This is a genomic window from Tateyamaria pelophila (genome assembly GCF_019966495.1).
GTDB lineage: Bacteria > Pseudomonadota > Alphaproteobacteria > Rhodobacterales > Rhodobacteraceae > Tateyamaria > Tateyamaria pelophila.
Genome location: NZ_JAIMIA010000099.1, coordinates 1 through 16,305, shown reverse-complemented (window position 1 = coordinate 16,305; position 16,305 = coordinate 1). Strand labels below are relative to the sequence as shown.

17 protein-coding genes are annotated in these 16,305 nt (G+C 55.9%); 15 read left to right on the top strand and 2 right to left on the bottom strand.

Annotation, left to right across the window (positions count from 1 at the left end):
- The first annotated feature begins 380 nt into the window (after nt 1-380).
- From LC354_RS21200 to LC354_RS21135, 14 genes are all read left to right on the top strand, one after another.
- Nucleotides 381-791 carry a lytic transglycosylase domain-containing protein gene (locus tag LC354_RS21200; protein ID WP_223427633.1) on the top strand — a complete coding sequence of 137 codons (411 nt, stop codon included), beginning with the start codon at nt 381-383 and terminating at the stop codon, nt 789-791.
- Nucleotides 792-796: 5 nt separating this feature from the next.
- Nucleotides 797-1,102 carry a TrbC/VirB2 family protein gene (locus tag LC354_RS21195; RefSeq protein WP_223427632.1) on the top strand — a complete coding sequence of 102 codons (306 nt, stop codon included), beginning with the start codon at nt 797-799 and terminating at the stop codon, nt 1,100-1,102.
- On the top strand, nt 1,102-1,395 hold the full coding sequence (locus tag LC354_RS21190) for a VirB3 family type IV secretion system protein (protein WP_223427631.1): 294 nt from the start codon (nt 1,102-1,104) through the stop codon (nt 1,393-1,395). The genes LC354_RS21195 and LC354_RS21190 overlap by 1 nt, the downstream gene beginning before the upstream one ends.
- Complete coding sequence (locus LC354_RS21185; RefSeq protein ID WP_223427630.1) at nt 1,388-3,721, top strand: VirB4 family type IV secretion/conjugal transfer ATPase; 2,334 nt, start codon at nt 1,388-1,390, stop codon at nt 3,719-3,721. Before LC354_RS21190 ends, LC354_RS21185 begins: the two co-directional genes overlap by 8 nt.
- On the top strand, nt 3,714-3,875 hold the full coding sequence (locus tag LC354_RS21180) for a hypothetical protein (protein ID WP_223427629.1): 162 nt from the start codon (nt 3,714-3,716) through the stop codon (nt 3,873-3,875). The genes LC354_RS21185 and LC354_RS21180 overlap by 8 nt, the downstream gene beginning before the upstream one ends.
- A 1-nt stretch (nt 3,876) precedes the next feature.
- Nucleotides 3,877-4,986, top strand: coding sequence for a lytic transglycosylase domain-containing protein (locus tag LC354_RS21175; RefSeq protein ID WP_223427628.1), 1,110 nt, complete (start codon nt 3,877-3,879; stop codon nt 4,984-4,986).
- A complete protein-coding gene (locus tag LC354_RS21170) occupies nt 4,983-5,768 on the top strand; it encodes a type IV secretion system protein (protein WP_223427627.1) in 786 nt (261 codons plus the stop codon). The genes LC354_RS21175 and LC354_RS21170 overlap by 4 nt, the downstream gene beginning before the upstream one ends.
- A gap of 14 nt (nt 5,769-5,782) precedes the next feature.
- Entirely contained in the window at nt 5,783-6,340 is a 558-nt protein-coding gene (locus tag LC354_RS21165; protein ID WP_223427625.1) for a hypothetical protein, read from the top strand.
- Between the two features lie 5 nt (nt 6,341-6,345).
- Complete coding sequence (locus LC354_RS21160; protein WP_223427623.1) at nt 6,346-7,422, top strand: type IV secretion system protein; 1,077 nt, start codon at nt 6,346-6,348, stop codon at nt 7,420-7,422.
- Between the two features lie 33 nt (nt 7,423-7,455).
- Complete coding sequence (locus LC354_RS21155; RefSeq protein WP_223427622.1) at nt 7,456-8,211, top strand: virB8 family protein; 756 nt, start codon at nt 7,456-7,458, stop codon at nt 8,209-8,211.
- Nucleotides 8,208-8,900, top strand: a complete 693-nt coding sequence (locus LC354_RS21150; RefSeq protein WP_223427620.1) for a TrbG/VirB9 family P-type conjugative transfer protein — start codon at nt 8,208-8,210, stop codon at nt 8,898-8,900. The genes LC354_RS21155 and LC354_RS21150 overlap by 4 nt, the downstream gene beginning before the upstream one ends.
- Nucleotides 8,901-9,060: 160 nt before the next feature.
- On the top strand, nt 9,061-10,206 hold the full coding sequence (locus LC354_RS21145) for a TrbI/VirB10 family protein (RefSeq protein ID WP_223427618.1): 1,146 nt from the start codon (nt 9,061-9,063) through the stop codon (nt 10,204-10,206).
- Nucleotides 10,206-11,204: an ATPase, T2SS/T4P/T4SS family gene (locus LC354_RS21140; protein ID WP_223427616.1), complete on the top strand. Its 999-nt coding sequence runs from the start codon at nt 10,206-10,208 to the stop codon at nt 11,202-11,204. The genes LC354_RS21145 and LC354_RS21140 overlap by 1 nt, the downstream gene beginning before the upstream one ends.
- 577 nt (nt 11,205-11,781) lie before the next feature.
- Nucleotides 11,782-13,107: a Y-family DNA polymerase gene (locus LC354_RS21135; RefSeq protein WP_223427610.1), complete on the top strand. Its 1,326-nt coding sequence runs from the start codon at nt 11,782-11,784 to the stop codon at nt 13,105-13,107.
- A 528-nt stretch (nt 13,108-13,635) separates the two neighbouring features.
- On the opposite strand, the gene LC354_RS21130 is transcribed toward LC354_RS21135, so the two are convergent.
- Together LC354_RS21130 and LC354_RS21125 are read right to left on the bottom strand one after the other, a co-directional pair.
- Nucleotides 13,636-14,301, bottom strand: coding sequence for an ankyrin repeat domain-containing protein (locus LC354_RS21130; protein ID WP_223427608.1), 666 nt, complete (start codon nt 14,299-14,301; stop codon nt 13,636-13,638).
- Nucleotides 14,302-14,368: 67 nt separating this feature from the next.
- Complete coding sequence (locus LC354_RS21125) at nt 14,369-14,848, bottom strand: c-type cytochrome (RefSeq protein ID WP_223427603.1); 480 nt, start codon at nt 14,846-14,848, stop codon at nt 14,369-14,371.
- A gap of 104 nt (nt 14,849-14,952) precedes the next feature.
- Between LC354_RS21125 and LC354_RS21120 the strand changes: the two genes are divergently transcribed.
- On the top strand, nt 14,953-15,804 hold the full coding sequence (locus LC354_RS21120) for a LysR family transcriptional regulator (RefSeq protein WP_223427602.1): 852 nt from the start codon (nt 14,953-14,955) through the stop codon (nt 15,802-15,804).
- Nucleotides 15,805-16,305: the final 501 nt, after the last annotated feature.

Sequence of the window (16,305 nt, the reverse complement as noted above, 5' to 3'; positions counted from 1 at the left end):
GAACCCTCCTTGTTCGGATGGGCTCTTCTCAGATAACAAACTTCAAACGTCTACGAGGGCGGTAGCACGGCGCTTACCGATCAACGTCACTGACGAATGGGACGAAAAGGACCAAGGCGACGGCCGCGAGGTCGATTTTCACGACACGGAATAACCGTGTCGTCGTCGGCGCCGCCCTTGCCGCTTTTCTTTCGATAAGCTCCGCGGCAGCGCAAACAGATTGGGGGGAGATCGGCGATGGCTGGACCAGCCTGAACCCCAAAAAAGCTGCAGAGCAAGCCAGCGTAGGAGCTGCGAAAGCCTCACCAGAGGGTCAAATTCTCCCCGCGGCTCTACCTCCTTCCACGAAAGGCAATGCCGACAATCGGGCGCTGACGCGCATGGTTGCGTCCCGCTATGCCGCGCACCCTGACGTGCGAAGGGCGGGCATCGACCCTCGTGAGTTCGTCATTTTCTTCGAGGAAATGATACTGACGGAAAGCAACTATAACGACCGTGCCTTGAGCAGTGCCGGAGCCATTGGCCTCGCACAACTCATGCCGGGAACGGCCAAGTTGCTCGGCGTTGATCCGCACAACCGGATGGACAATCTCGACGGTTGCGCGCGGTATCTGATCGCGCAGATCAATGAATTCAAAACGCTCTCGCTTGCCGTGGCGGCGTATAACGCCGGTCCCCGTGCCGTGCGTAGCTACGGTGGTGTTCCTCCATTTCGGGAAACCGAAAGGCATGTCGCCAAGATCATGGTCAACTATGAGCGCCGCTGGCGGCTCATTTCTTCAAAGGAGTAAACGAGGTGAATACCAAAATCTACCGGACAGGAGCGATCGCCGCCACCGCCCTTCTGCTGATCGCGCATGGGCAAGAGGTTATTGCGCAAGACATTGATTTCGGCAAAGCCGAGGACACGGGAAACCAGATCGTCGGCTTTATGCGTGGGCCGCTAGCGACCATCATATTCGTTCTGGCATTTGCGGTGACTGGTTTTCTCGCTGCCATGAACCGGATCAGTTGGGTTTGGGTCGGCGGCGTCATTCTGGGCGCGGTGCTGGTTTTCGGTGGTCCTGCTTTTGTCGATAACCTTCGCTCGATCCTCGAATAATGGAGGAAACTGTCGTCATAAGAGGACTGACCCGGCAAGCTAAGATGGCTGGCTTGCCGCTCCCCTACTTCATGGCGGTCGTTGCTCTGGCCGTACTGCCTTTCATGATTACAAAGTCGCTGCTTTGGCTGTTAACCTTCTGCATCTGGTATTTTGGCGCTCGGTCTATCACCGCCGTCAATCCGAACGGCCACCGCATTATTTCCATGAGGCTGCGGCATTTGCCGCAAACCTTTGGGCGCACGCCGGTTCGTTTTCAACGCTCCTCCAAAGGCAGTGTCACTGATGTATGAATTGTATCGCAAAATGCCTTACGGCGTGGAATACGACGATACCACCATGATCCTGCGTGACGGATCAGTCTGTGCCGCGTTCGAGGTCGGCGGGATCGACGCCGACACTTCGGACTCGGCAGACGTTCTCGATTTGCGCGCGCGAGTATCGCAAATTCTGAATGGCCTTGATGAAGGCTTCAGCTTCTTCATCCATCGCTTTCGGCGCGATGTGCAGATCAGCGGCTTTAGCAAGCCGGAACAGGCGTTTGCAAATGCGGTTGATGATACTTGGTTCGATGGCCTGAACGCCAGCGGACCAAAGGAAGCCGTGATCGTGCTGACTGTCGTGCGGGCTAATAACAATGCGGTGCGCGTTCCGCTTCTCGGCAAGGCACTCAAGAAAGTCGGCCGGAAAAATCTCGCAGAAATCGCCGCCTCTCTTCATGAAATGACTTCGGTTTTTTCCGACGCCCTGAACGTGACACTGACGCCTCTGACAATCTCGGACGGTGCGTTCGGATCGGCCATGGCTGTCATAAACATGCAACCCTATCAAGCGCTCCATCGCGGTCTTATGACGTTGGTGGCACAAGATGTAAGCGATGTATCGCTGGAATTTGGCGCAGATGGCGTGATCGACATTAACGATGGCGAAGCTCTGGGCGTGGTTATCAGCGTCAAGGAAAATCCAACCTCCACGATGCCCGGTGCCATTGACGCGCTCGGCGCGCTCGATGATGTGGTCCTGGTCCAAAGCTACGCCCCCATCCACCGCGATGACATTGTTGAACAGGCCCGCAAGCGCATCTTGCAAATGCAGGCCAGTGGCGACCTGGCCCAACGTGTGGAAAACCAGTTGGTGGAAACGGTTGACCGCATCGAGTCGGGGGAACTCGGTGTTGGAGAGTATTGTCTGACGGTTCTGGTCCGGGCGGAGACCAGAAAAGAGCTGGATGGTCGTATCTCAGACGTGATGAGCATGTGCCAGCGCGCCGGTTTTCGCATGTTGCGCGACCGGGCTGCCACGGCTACGGAACTGCTGTCATGTCACCCAGGCAATGGTCACATGACCTCGCGCTCAACCTATGTCACTTCGGAAACCTTTGCCGATCTGGCAAGCCTGCACGGCTCGGACATTGGCGCGGGAGTGGGCGAAGTTCCGTGGCGCGAACCTATCACAGTGTTGGAAACGGAGCGCGGAACGCCGTATCGCTTCAACCTGCACCCGCGCGGTGCGCCGGAGGCTGAACCGACGAATGGTCACACGCTCGTTTTGGGGCCGTCAAACGGGGGCAAGACGACAACTACCCTTTTCCTCGCTGCGCAAGCCCTGCGGCACGGCGGCAGGCTGATCGCGCTCGATAAGGACCGCGCGATGGAAATGCCGATCCGTGCGATGGATGGCACCTATGCGGCTGTCAAAGTGGGCGAGCCGACCGGGCTGAACCCCTTGTTAACGGAAACCGGAGCGCGTGGCGAAGCCTGGCTATTGAGTTGGTTGTCGGCCTTACTCGAAACGACCGGCAAGCCGCTGACACCCCTGCAAAGTCAAGTCCTGAAAGGGGCTATCCGGCAGAATGCTGCCGCCCCTGCCAGTCTCAAAACGTTTTCCCAGTTTATCTCCCTGGTCGGCGATGCCGACGATGAAAAGGACCTGGCTCTGCGGGTTCGCGAATGGGGCCCAGATGGCCGCTATTCCTGGGTCTTTGGTGATAGCGACGATGTGCTGGTCAATTTCGCTGCGAATGACGTGACCGCGCTCGATCTGACTGAAGTTCTGGGGGCTGGAACCGAACGGATGGCCATTCTTGCCTATCTGTTCCGGGCGCTGGAAATGGTCATGGAAGAAAAGCGCCCGATGGTGCTGATCGTGGATGAGGCATGGCAGGTTCTCGATGATCGATACTTTGCCGAGGAAATGAAAAAATGGCTCGTCACGGCGCGGAAAATGAATGTCGTCGTCGTGATGCTGACGCAGTTTCCCTCACAAATTGAACAGTCCGCGGCGAAGTCGATCCTCGAAGGGTTGCCGAACCAGTTGATCTTTCCAAACCATCGCGCAGAGCCGTCCAACTATAGCCACATGGCAATGACCGATGGCGAGCTGGCATTCATTCTGGGCAAGGCATCCCAAGGCCGCAAAGCCCTGCACCGCACGGAAAATGGATCAACCATACTCGATGTTGATCTAAGCCGCCTCGGCCCCCTGCTGACTGTTCTGGGCGGCGGTCCTTCCGGCCACGCAAAGTTTGGTGACGACTATCGAAACCGGCCAGATTTCTGGCGCGGCCAGGTTGGCGCGACGGCGCAGAGCAAAACACTTGAAAGGACGTCGCATGACTAAGGCAATTTTGCTTGTGATGGCTTTGGCAGGCTTGGCCGCTTGTGCGGATTATGAAGGCCGGAAAACCAACTGCTGGTCCGGCGGGTCAATGTCGTTCGTGGAAACCGCGCCGGGTCCAGTGGACTGCTCGAACTGGATAGAGATCAGTGGGTAGAATGCGCAAGATCTTATCCCCTGCGGTCCTTGTTCTGTCGGCCTCAATGGTTGCTGCGCAAGGCGTCCCGGAAGTGGACGTGCCCGCTATAGCGCGGCTAAAATTGCTGATTTCAGGCGCGCAGGCGCAACATGCTGAGGTCATTCAGACCAACGAAGAACTGACGCAGCAAGTCAGATCGCGGTCAGATCAGGTTTTGGCGCTGCAAGATACGATCAACATGCTGCGCGGCTCTACCGGCATGACAACCGACCTTGAAGGCTTGGATGGCATGGTCGCGGGTGCCGTCTATTCGATTGACGACAACAACCCGTATGCCGCCCGTCTTTTTGGCGATACCCGCGAGACGATAGAACTGATGATTGCCGAAACAGCGGTCAAGCATGGCAGCGACCCTGCGCTGGCCGCGATCGGCGTCAATCCAGTGGAGTTTCGGAGCTGGTTTCAAGCATTGGTGAAACAGGAGAGCGCGTTCCAGATCGGCGCTCGGTCGCCAAAGGCGGCATTCGGCTTGACGCAAATCATTCCCGGCACCGCAAAAGACCTAGGGATTTATCCAGCCTATTACGAAGATCCACGTTTGCAGCTTGATGGTGGCGCTCGATACCTGCTTCAACAGGTCAATCGGTTCAAGAATATGCCACTCGCTTTGGCGGCATATAACGCCGGACCGGGCGCTGTAATGAAATATAGCGGCATCCCGCCCTACCGTGAAACGCAGGATTATGTCGTTCGGATCACGGGCTACTACAATATTTACGCCACGCAGATGAGCGGCGCAGATCAGGTAGGCACGCTGGCCCTGGAAGATATTGCCATTGCGGAAATGTCGAACATATCCGACGCGGCCATGTCCTACGCTGGTCATAGCCAAGAAACTCTCATCCAATCGCTGTCTCGGTTGCAGGAGATATTGAAGAAAATACCCGCGGCGGCTTCGTCCAAAGAAGCCATGAACCTCAACAGCTACGCGAAAGCAGAAGTGGCGCGCATGGCGGTCGTTCTGACGCGTCTGCTGGCTGCGAAGCGCAAAGCCGAATGGGCGCAATATGGCTCAATCTATGCCGCCTATGCCCGTGACCGTGTATTTTTTGAAGGACTGATACGATGAAAATGAAACTTGCCAGGACTGCTATGATCCTGGCCGTGGCCAGTAGCTCTGCCGCCGCCCAAGGCGTTCCCACGATCGACATGTCGTCCATCATTCAGCTCCAGCAAATGCTGACGGAGGCACAGTTGCAGCTTGAAGAGGCGATCACTCAGAACCTCAAGCTGGACGAGCAAACGCTCAAGCTGCTCGAACAGATTAAGCTGATGGAAAACCAGATTTCCGCGCTTCGCGACGGGTTCGATGAAGCGAAGATGCTCATGACCGGCGATTGGGTTAGCAAGTTGATGCCGGAGCTTCCAGACCTTCGAGCGTCGGTGGAAGATGCGCTGCGGGGTCAATGGGACTCTATCGGTACAGACGGAAAGATCGGTGACAAATCGACCAGCGCAATCGTCGACAGCATCTTCACGAGTGCAGGTACGACGACAGAGCAAATGACCGGGCTTGCAAACAGCACCGACCCGGCAGCGGCGCGGATTGGGACGCAAGGAAACACGGGGGCGATGATGGGCGTTGCGGCGGAAGCCTCACAAGTCGCCGCCAGCGAAAGCCTCCAGCGTCTGACCGATTTGACCAGCGCGATACCGGACACAGACGGCATGAAAGCGGCGATCGACCTAAACACGCGCATGACGGCTGAAATGGGCATGGCACTGGCAAATATCTGGCAACTTGAAGCGGCCCAGACCATCGGACTTGGTCAGGCCGGTGTCATGACCGCGGCCACGCTCGCCGAAGAGCAAAAGTATCTTGATCTTATGTCCACGGACTCTGACGACTAGAAAAGGACCATACCATGAAGAACCTATTACTGACTTGCGCGACCCTTTCTGTTTTGACCTCCCCGGCTACGGCACATGATCGTCATTCTGAAATCCGTAATGGCGAGCGTCACCTGAGACCCAAAGAAGAGAACAAGCAGAATGATGATGCCAACATAATCCAGCGCCGTGCTGTTGAAATGGGTTTCTTTAGCTGGCCGGTTCCCGCGGAAAAAGTGGAGGCAGATCAGGTCAGCCGCCCGCGTCAAGTGTCGGATTGCGGGGGCCATGATCCAGAATACCGACCAGCACATGACTTCTCTTCCAAAGATGATCCCAGGCTTCGCAAAGGCGGTCAGGCCAAAGCGTTCATTTATGAATGGACGGCTTATGGCAACGCTATTGAGGCGCAAGATTGCACCTGCGACGCGCTGTCCGCGGATTGGGAAAAAGCCAATGTCAGTTTCGATGCTTTAGTTGAAGGCATCGAGAACTTCCGCCTCTATACCACTGTCCCTCACAGAGTGCGAAATGCGATCAAACGTGATTATGACCAAATGTGCGATGTTTGGATGTTGCTTGATCAGGGATAAGATTGGTGGCTTTCGTTTCAGAGATCATGGGTTTTATTGACACTGCGGTAAACGGTGCAGCCGAAGGCACGTTCGTTGCCGTAGCCTCTAATTTTGGTGGCATGATTACCGTTCTGACAACGATTGCTTTTGCCATGTTTGGGTTGGCCGTCGGGTTGGGTGTATTCACGGTTCGGGCGGGCGATCTGGCGCAACTGATCCTAAGGATCGTTCTCATTTTTACTTTCGGCCTGTCATGGGCGAACTTCCAGATTATCTATGACGGCCTGACAGGGGCCGGTGATGCTTTAGTAGCGGCCCTTTTTTCGGTCGCTAATGTGACCGGTGCAGCGTCCTCTGTCGATCTGGCCGAGGGTTTTGCGGACCAAGCGCAGGAGACGGCGGCATCAGTCATCAGAGCTGAAAGTGCCATCGCGCGTGGTTTCCTCGGGGCGATCATGTATCTTCTGCTGGCGGCGCTTCAAGCGGCCTATATCTTGGTCGCCGGGTTTGCGAAAATCATGATCGGCATTCTGATTGGTCTGGCTCCTTTCGCCATCGCCGCCACAAGCCTTAATCGAACGCAGTTTCTCTTTGAAGCGTGGGTTTCTTCGTTGCTCGGATACTTCATGTATCCGGTCGCCGCTGCTGGCGTCATGGGCTTCATTGCATCGGTTGCAACGGAGGTTTTCGACACAAGCTCTGATACCACGCTGATCGGGATTACAGGTGTCGTGGTGACTATTATCGTTGGCATTTACGCACTTTGGACCGTTCCCCAGATCGCATCGAATATCACGGGTCAACTCAACCTCGGCGGCATTGCGCCACAAGCTCTTGGCATCGTGGGCCGACCTATTCTGAAAGCCGGAGAGATGTCCAAAGGCGCGGGCGCGCAAGTTTTGAGCGGCGCGACGACTGGCGGCGAAACCGCCCAACGTGCGGCCCAGACACGCCGGTTCGGTTCGGCGATAGATATGAAGCTGGCGAACGCCGGAGCGCGTCTTTCGGATAACGCAGCGGGGCGGTTCGTCCAGAGAAGGCGGGACGTGCAGTTTGCGCGAGAGTCAAACGAGCGCCATCGGGCGAAGTCTAAGACGTAGCCGTAAATTACACTACAGAGATTGGAGAACAGCATGGCAAGTCTGACTGCTGAACAGAGAAGGATTCTGAAACCGACGCTTGCGAAGGTTGAGGCGGACGATCGGGCCAAAGTCGAAATGGCCGTTGCAGCGGCGAGTGAGGCGGGCGGCAGCTATTTCATCGCGGAGACGATCCTGGGACTGCGGCAGCGCGAAAAGCGGGCTTGGGCGGTAGCAGTGATCGGGCTTGTGGCTGGTTTGGCGGGTGTTGGTGTCGGTGCGTATGGATTGGCGAAAAATGAGACGCAAGCCTACCTCGCTATAGTGGATAGGGATACCGGCATCGCCGAACGCGCCGTGACCGTCCAGCGCGCTTCCGTCGATCAACAACGGGCGGTCGTGGAAAGCCTTATCTACGGGTATGTGCGTGATCGCGAAACCTACGATGTGGACGACAACGAGTATCGCATCCTGTCGGTTTTCAAGCGCTCGGATCTGAATGTGCGCCGTCCCTTGGAAGAAAAGTGGACACCTGGCAACAGAAACTACCCGCCGGAGCTGTATGGCAGCGATGGCAAGGTGGAAGTCTCAATCAGCAATGTTGTGATGATTGACGACGATACCGCGCAAGTGCGCTTTACCAAGACGTTTCGGCGTCCGAACTCCCCCACACAGGTTGGCGATTTCGTTGCCACTGTCACCTATGCTTTCAACCCCTCAACGGTCGATAACAACCTGCTGCTTTGGCAGAACCCATTTGGGTTTCAGGTTGTGGGCTACCGTGTTGCATCGGAAGGAAAGACCGAATGAAGACGTTTATATGTGCCGCGCTTCTGGCAAGTCTGGCCTCGCCTGCCCTGTCCGAAGCAATACCAAGAGCGATGCGCGTGGACGCGCGCAGCGCCACGGCAGTTTATCAGAAAGGTCAGGTGTATAAGATCAACACGCGCCTCAAGCGGGTGACTCTGATTACCCTTGCGGCTGGCGAGCGGTTCCTGGATTTCAAAGCTGGCGATACGGAAAGTTTCGTGTTCGCAGGAACGGATGGCGGCAATGCGATTTTGGTCAAACCCGTTATCGCAGGGGCCGTGACCAACGGCGTGATTGTCACCAACCGGCGTTTCTATCTCGTTGAGTTGCATGAAAGCGCCAATCGTCGCCCTCATTATGCCGTCAACTTTTCGGCCCCGTCAGGTAGCGGCGGCGGTACGTCGAAAACCAGTGTGCCTGCTGGTCTGCCGAAAACCTATTCCATCACGGCGCAGTCCAAGGGAGCCGAGATTGCGCCAATTCGGGTGTGGGACGATGGGCAACGGACCTATTTCCAGTTCGGGACCGATGCGCCGACGCCCAGCATATACCGCGCGGATGCCAGAGGCCGGGAATACATCGTCAACGGCAGGACCGATGGCACCAGATCGACGGTGGGACGGCGGTCGGATCGGTGGGTGATCCGGTATGGTGACCAGTTTATCTGCATCCAGAGTGGAGACGTGTAAAATGGCTGACAAAATGAAAGACCGCACCGCGCGCCTGAAAGGCAGAAGCAACGCCCCCAATGCAGGCGCCTTGGTTGCGGTCGCCCTGGTCACGGGGTTAGCCGCTGGTGGAGCAGGTGTGGCATAGTGGATAAAACAGGATCGAGGGCCTTCGGGCCCGATGCTGAATACGTCGGATTCCCGCGAGTTTCCCCGTGATGCGAACGACGGATTAAGGCCGGTCATTGCGCCGGATTTTACGCCGACTGAGCGAGGCCCAAGCGACGCTGAACAAGCCCTTCGGTCGCGTGTGGCCGAACTTGAACGGATCTTGGAAGACGCTCGAAGCCAAACGCCGTCCGCACCGATAGTCGATACAGAGCGCCTTGAACAGCTACAGGCGCAACTCGATGGTCTAACGAGCGACATGGAAAGCCGAGAAGCTGAAATGTCGTCGCTCGCCGACGAGCGGGACAAGCTGCGTCGGGACCTTCGACGCAAGCAATCAGAACTTGAAGGGATGGAAATGCGGCTGCAACAGGCCGACGACGCATCGCTCGAAGAACAACGGTTGGCCGAAGAACAGGAACAGCGCAGGCAGGAACTCGAACGTCGTCGCGCCGAAGCACAGGCCATTTTGGAAGCGCAGATCAACAGTCCTATCAACGGTCTGTCCGGTGGATCGGGGGATGACGATGAACGCGAATATAAGGGCGACGAGGCGTTTGTTCGCAGCGGTGCAGGACGTATCGTGGCGACACAATCACGAGTGATCGGCGCGCCCTCCAACACGGTCATACAAGGCACAGTGATCGAAGCCACCCTGACGACAGGCATCAACTCGGAACTGTCTGGTACGATCAACAGCACGGTTTCGCACGACATCTGGTCCTTTGACATGCACCAGGTCTTGATCCCGCGTGGCTCGCAAATGTTCGGGCGCTATTCCAACGGCGTAGCCCTTGGGCAACGCCGCGTTCTGGTCGCTTGGGATCGGCTGGTGACCCCCGATGGACAGGTGGTCGATCTGGATGCTTATGGATCGGATCGCCTTGGCCGTTCTGGTCTGACGGGTAAGGTCAACACGCGCTTTGGTCAACGGTTTGGCGCGGCGGCTCTTATCTCGATCTTCGGCGCTCTACCTGCGATTGCTGCGTCCCGCACTGAAGATGATGAAACCCAAGTTGTCATAGAAAATGTCGGGGCGGATGCCGGTGACAACGCAAGCGCAGTGGTGGAAGAATATCTAAGGCTGGCGCCAATTATCACCGTCGAGCATGGCGATATAATCATGGTGATGGTCACGAACGATCTGGAACTGTTCTGATGGCGGGGTATCTTTCGACCTATCTCGCTGCGTTTGACCCTCTTTTCGAGGATCAAACCGTGATCGAAATTGTAGTGAATGGTGACGGGCATTGCTTTGTCGAGCGACAGGGTTTGGCCCGAATGGTTCGCGTCGAAAAACACGACATAGACCCTGCGGCGGCAGCGGACATAGCGGGCATGGCCGCAAACGACAGCAATACGAAGTTGACCGCGACCGCCCCCTTGCTGTCCACGGCGATTGAGCACGACGGCTTGATGCTGCGAGTCCAGGCCGTGATTGCGCCCGCATCGGCCAGCGGCACGGTCCTGTCTTTTCGCGTGTTCCGACCCGGTCACACCGGCGAGCCAAAGACGTTCGGATTTCTGCGCAGCGATGTGATGCTTTCTCAAGATCAGGAACGTATCCAAAAGCTGCGCGGATTGCAGAGTATCGCGGGTGCCGGCAGTGTTGACGACTTCCTGAACGAAGTGCTGCGGTTGGAACTGAATGTCCTGATTTCAGGTGGAACATCGACCGGGAAAACGGAACTTGGTCGGCGGATGCTATGGCTCATCGAGGATCATGAACGCCTGATAACGATTGAGGATTCATCGGAGCTGCGCCCGCGTCAGCCGAATGTCGTCAGTTTGATTGCGGATCGCTCCGAGGACAGTCCGCGCTCGGCGGAAAAACTGTTGCAAGCGACACTGCGTCTGCGCCCGGATCGGATCATTGTGGGTGAGCTGCGGGGGTCGGAAGCAGCGACGTTCATTGAAGCGATCAATACCGGCCACGGCGGGTCTTTCACGACGCTTCACTCCCAGACAGCCCGCAAGTCAATGGACCGATTGGCGCTCATGGTTATGGGGACAGGCACGCAGCTTCGATACGCGGAAGTTATGCGGTATCTTCGATCAACCATCGACATTGTGATTCAGGCCGGTCGGATCGGAGACGAGCGGGGCATTGTCGAGGTTTACATGCCACCGCTCGATCTGGAAAGCGAGGAGCTATAAAGCAGATTAGGTGAGGTGAGGGCTCTGCTCCGGCTCAGTCCTAAATCCTGCTCTAAAGAATAACTAGCACAGACTCTGCTACCTCTTTGCGGAAATTACATTGAGACCGAGGCCAAGATACATGATGTCGCTACCTGAGAACCAATTTTGCATCCATTTCAAAGACCTGCGTTTGTGAAAACTTGGAGTTTGGCTCCTTTCCGTGCCTCTCGTTTTTAGATGTCAGTCTGTTTGTCCTTCAACTCAACGAGTGAGGCCACAAATTTGGTCGTTCTTGGCGTTTTGCGGCGTTCCCGATAGTTTTCACACAGTCTGGCAGGTTTGTGAAAGCCGCCGCTCACATCAACGCGCAGCACCGGCCACAAGCGCCAATACCGCGAGGGCGGTTTCGTCCTTGTCCCGCAGAGGGTATTTTGGCACAACCCGCCGCGAGTGTCCGCTACAGGGCCATTATCATTCACGATCGTCGTAACGCAAAACTGCTAAGGCTCTAAAAATCAACGCCTCCGTCATGGGCTCTTGTTACATTATGTAGAGGCCGAGGGGTCTCATCGCGGCGTTGAAAAGGGAGTTGGTCATGGTTCAAAACACCTGTTTACCTGAACGCCTTTATCTGGACTTTGACAGCTTTTTTGCCTCTGCGGAACAACATTTCAACCCGTTTCTGCGCGGCAAACCGGTAGGCGTAGTAGCGCTCGATTCGGCTCATACAGGTTGCATTGCTGTCAGCCGCGAAGCCAAAATACGCGGTTTAAAGACGAACATGCCGGGCCGCGAAGCACGCGCTATAATTCCTGATATGGTTTTTGTAGTCGCGCGCCCTGATGTCTACGTCCGACTGCACAAACGCATTCTTCGGGTTATCGAGACCGTGGTTCCAATTCAGCATGTTCGTTCTATCGATGAAGTTGTGTGTGAGCTTTTGCCCAGCGAGGGACGTCAAGGTTTGGTGCTTGCACAGCGGATCAAAGACGCACTGTCACAAAACTTCAGTCCCGTTTTAACCTGTTCCATTGGTATGGCCGCGACAGAGCTTTTGGCTAAGCTGGCGGCTGAGCGACACAAACCCAACGGGGCAGTGTTGTTGGACACATCCACGCTGCCTGCGTATCTGGCTGATTTGAAGCTGGGCAAACTCCCGGGGATCGGGGCGGGAATGTTGGTGCGGTTGAATGCTGCTGGCGTGCGTGATTTTGAAGGATTGTGGGCGTTGGCTCCAAAGCAGGCCCGCGCCATTTGGGGCAGTGTTGAGGGAGAGCGCTTCTTGCAAGAACTCCATGGCACCCACGCCCCGCGTGACCAGACCCAAAAGCGGATGTTCGGGCACAGCAGAGTCCTGCCGCGTGAATGGCGCAGCCCTGACAAGGTCGAGGATTGTGCCAGGCAACTATTGGCAAGCGCTGCGCGACGGTTGCGTCGCACCGATTTGCGGGCATCCAAGCTGACACTGGCGATGCGCAGTCAGCGTATCAGATCGACCCGTGAAAAGAATACACAGGCTCAGAGTTGGATATGGGAGGGGCAGTTCCAACCGTCGCGTGATGACCACAACTTTGGGCGCGCACTATCAAAAGGACTCGGTGTTGCGCGGGCACAGATGCGGTTTGCACCAGGGTCGGTGTCGGTCATGCTGCATGGACTAGAGGCCAAGGGCGACATCACCGGTGATCTGTTCGCAGCACTATCGAGTGATGCGCAGGATCAGGCGCGCTGGGAAAATGTAAGCAATATGATGGATGAACTGCGCAGCCGCTTTGGAAGCAAAGCGCTATCCCTTGGAAAGCATGAAAAAGTGCCGGGCGGCTTTGTGGGCGGCAAGATTGCTTTTGGCCGTATTCCCGAGGCTGAGGATTTTGAAGATGCCCCGAGCGAGGATGGTGATACGCATTTCTGTTCGTTTTAGGCTAGACTTAGATTGCTGATGGCGGTTTGAATCCACGGACCAAACCAGTTGTGGCGCTGTAGGTGATGCGGCAATCGCGCTATAGCGCGATATCAAACGGGGTTACGGGCGCAACAGATGTAAAACTTCGCCTGTAGAGGACCTGCATGTTCAGCAAGACCTGCCGACGCACACCTCACCACTGGGTCGGGCGCACATCCTGCTGACAGAGGAGTACAAGCGGCCCAAGAATTGATAGTGGTATAGCCGACCTTCGCTGCACACCGCACGGATTCACACAATGCGGGACTTTCCTGCCTTTTGAGCATAACTTTTGAAGGTCAGCTTTCTGATTTCAGGAACCAATCTTGTACTTTGACTTTGAGGGTTTCAGGTGGAAGAGAAAATGCATTTTCCCTGTATCTACCGCTTTGATCTATCGCACAGGATCCATTCCGTCTCAGGCAACCAGTCATTTTAGCGCTACCCAAGAGTGTTTGAAATCAAGATTTAAAGCGACAAAATCAGGTGTTTACTTCTCGCCCCCAATCACCTCAACAGCGTCACGATATCCGAATAGCCGCGCGCTGTGGCATGCTGCAGCGGGGTCACTCCTTCGCGATCAGCGATGGTCTGGTCTGCGCCGGACTCAACAAGTATTTGAACCGTTTTGAAATGATCTGGCCCGCCATCGCCAAGAACCACCGCCTCGATCAATGCTGTCCATCCAAGGTTGTTGATGTGGTCCAAGGGTGCGCCGCCTTCGACCAGTCGGGCAACCACCTCGTGATGGCCAAGATGTGCGGCCGCAATCAGCGCGGTGCCATCGTAGACGCTGGTGATCAAGTTCGACTTGTTCCCAAGTTCCATCGCCAAAGACACTAGTTCTGGATCATCCGCCACCGCGGCAATCGTGAGGACGTCGTAGGCGCGGTTTTCCAGCGCATTCATGTCCGCACCACCCGTGGCGAGCGCTCTAAGTGCATCATCATGCGAAGCGAAGGCCGCGACATGAGCGGGTGTGCGTTCAGCGCGATCCCTGATATTTGGGTCGGCGCCTTCGGCGATAAGGCGTCTGATTTCGTCTGCCCGCCCTTCCTGGGCAGCCAGGTGCAATCCCGAATACGATGCGATGTCCTCCGCCGACGGCGCGGTCTGAGCGTGAACCGCGCCACAGCAAATGAGCGTGGCAAAAAACATCAAAGAACGGAACATCAGGCCCACCATCAATATTGAGACCCACCGCTTCAGAATTCGGAATGCTTAGCGGGCTCTTTCAAACTTACTCTCTCGGCTTGCGGTAGCTCTCATGACACCCACCGCAGCTTTTGCCTACCGCGCCCATTGCGGCCTGCAATGCGCCAAGGTCGGTACCCGCGGCAGCTTGCATTGCCGTAACGGCGTCAAAAAAGTCCTTGCCCTTCTCACCAACCTTGCTGTCGGCCGCCCAGATCGCAGGAAGCGCGCGAGTACCTTCGACACTGTCGCTGTCAGAACCCGGCAACCAGTAGCCTGCCTGGCTGAGCGAAACCAGCGACATCAGGTTATTGGCAGCAGCGTTTGCCGCCGTCGCCTCATAAGGTGTTTCTTCCTTTGCCATGGCTCCAAGAACACCAAGATTGAAGGAATAAAGCTGCATTTGAGACTGGCGCGCTTTAATGCCCGCGGCAATTTGTTTGTCACTGATGTGTCCGTCTGCTGCGGCAAGCACGGCGACAGAGCCGATAACGGCTGACATAATGGCGAGTGTTGATGTGCGCATTCCATTGCTCCTTTTTAGATAGGTTTTGGTTTTCGATTGCCGTGAGGTTAGTTGTTCAATAATATTGTAACAGTCAGTATATTTGCGGATCTGATAGTTAATTTATGCACAGCGAAAATTGGGATGACTTGCGCTTTGTTTTAGCCGTGGCTGAAACTGGATCAGTGTTGCAGGCGGCCAAGCACCTTAGCGTAAATCACGCTACAGTCTTACGCCGCGTAGCCGCCTTTGAGGAGCGGTACGAAACCATCCTGTTCGAGCGCACATCGCAAGGATATCAACTGCTCTCGGATCGCGTCCATGTTATTCGCGCAGCGCATGCGGCTGAAGTCGCGATGCAAGAGGTCCACAGGCTCGCCAGTGGCGGGCGCCTGTCGTTGCATGGCATTGTTCGTGTAACGTCAACTGATACGCTATGCGGAGCGGTCCTGCCCCGATTTGTTGCAGCAATAAAGGCCGAGGAACGGAACCTGGCCATAACGCTGTTGAGCAGCAATACCCATCTGGATTTGTCCCGCGAACAAGCCAGCATAGCCGTACGGCCTTCGGTGCAGCTGCCTGATGACATGATCGGCGAAGTTGCGACAGAATTGCGTCTTGCAGCCTACGCTGCTGATCCTGAGCAGAGCGATTGGTTGGGCCTGTCCGGTCCGCTGACGCGATCTGTCGCCGCAACTTGGATGGATGCAAATGTGCCTGATGATCAGATAAGCATCGCGGCTGATAGTTTCCTGACGTTGCAGGCAATGGCAGCGTTGGGACACGGAATCGCCGCCCTGCCTTGCTTTGTCGGGGATTGCGATGACCGTCTTGTCAGACTTCCAGATGCCATGCCCGATCTGACCGTGCCGCTTTGGGTGGCGCATCATGTTGATGCGGTCGAGACGCAGCAGATGCGTGCTGTAAAAAGACGCTTGGTGGCTTTTCTGGCGGATCAGAAGGAACTGGCCGGGTAGATAGGACATGCATTTCTTACAAAGCACATCAGTCGAAAGTCCGTTACCGTTTCCAAGCCTGGTGGTAATCTTCAATTCATGAATTTGTTGACCGCAACGGCTGTCGCAGCGGGTCTCATGCTGAATTCTGCGCGCTTCACCATAACAGCTATTCGGGACCGCTGCAGCATCGATAAAAAAAAGGGCTCGGCACCGTCATTCGCCGCGCCAATGATGAACGGCTGGTCTTTCCAAGAGCCACCTTTCGCTGCACCATGTTTGAACTCAACAGATGCTGGACAGAGCGGACCCCCACTTCAAAAGCCCGAATGTCGGCTTTCAGGAAACCGTTTAACAAACGGTGATTTTTGGAACATTGAGAATTTACCTTTTGGGGCCACACCGACATTTGTAGCACGGCAATAAAATTGCATCTTCAATCCGGAACCGACATTCCCCAAGTGGCCTGCCATCTGACGCGAAGATCGCCTGATCAGGCCTGCGGATCAAGTATCTTTTACC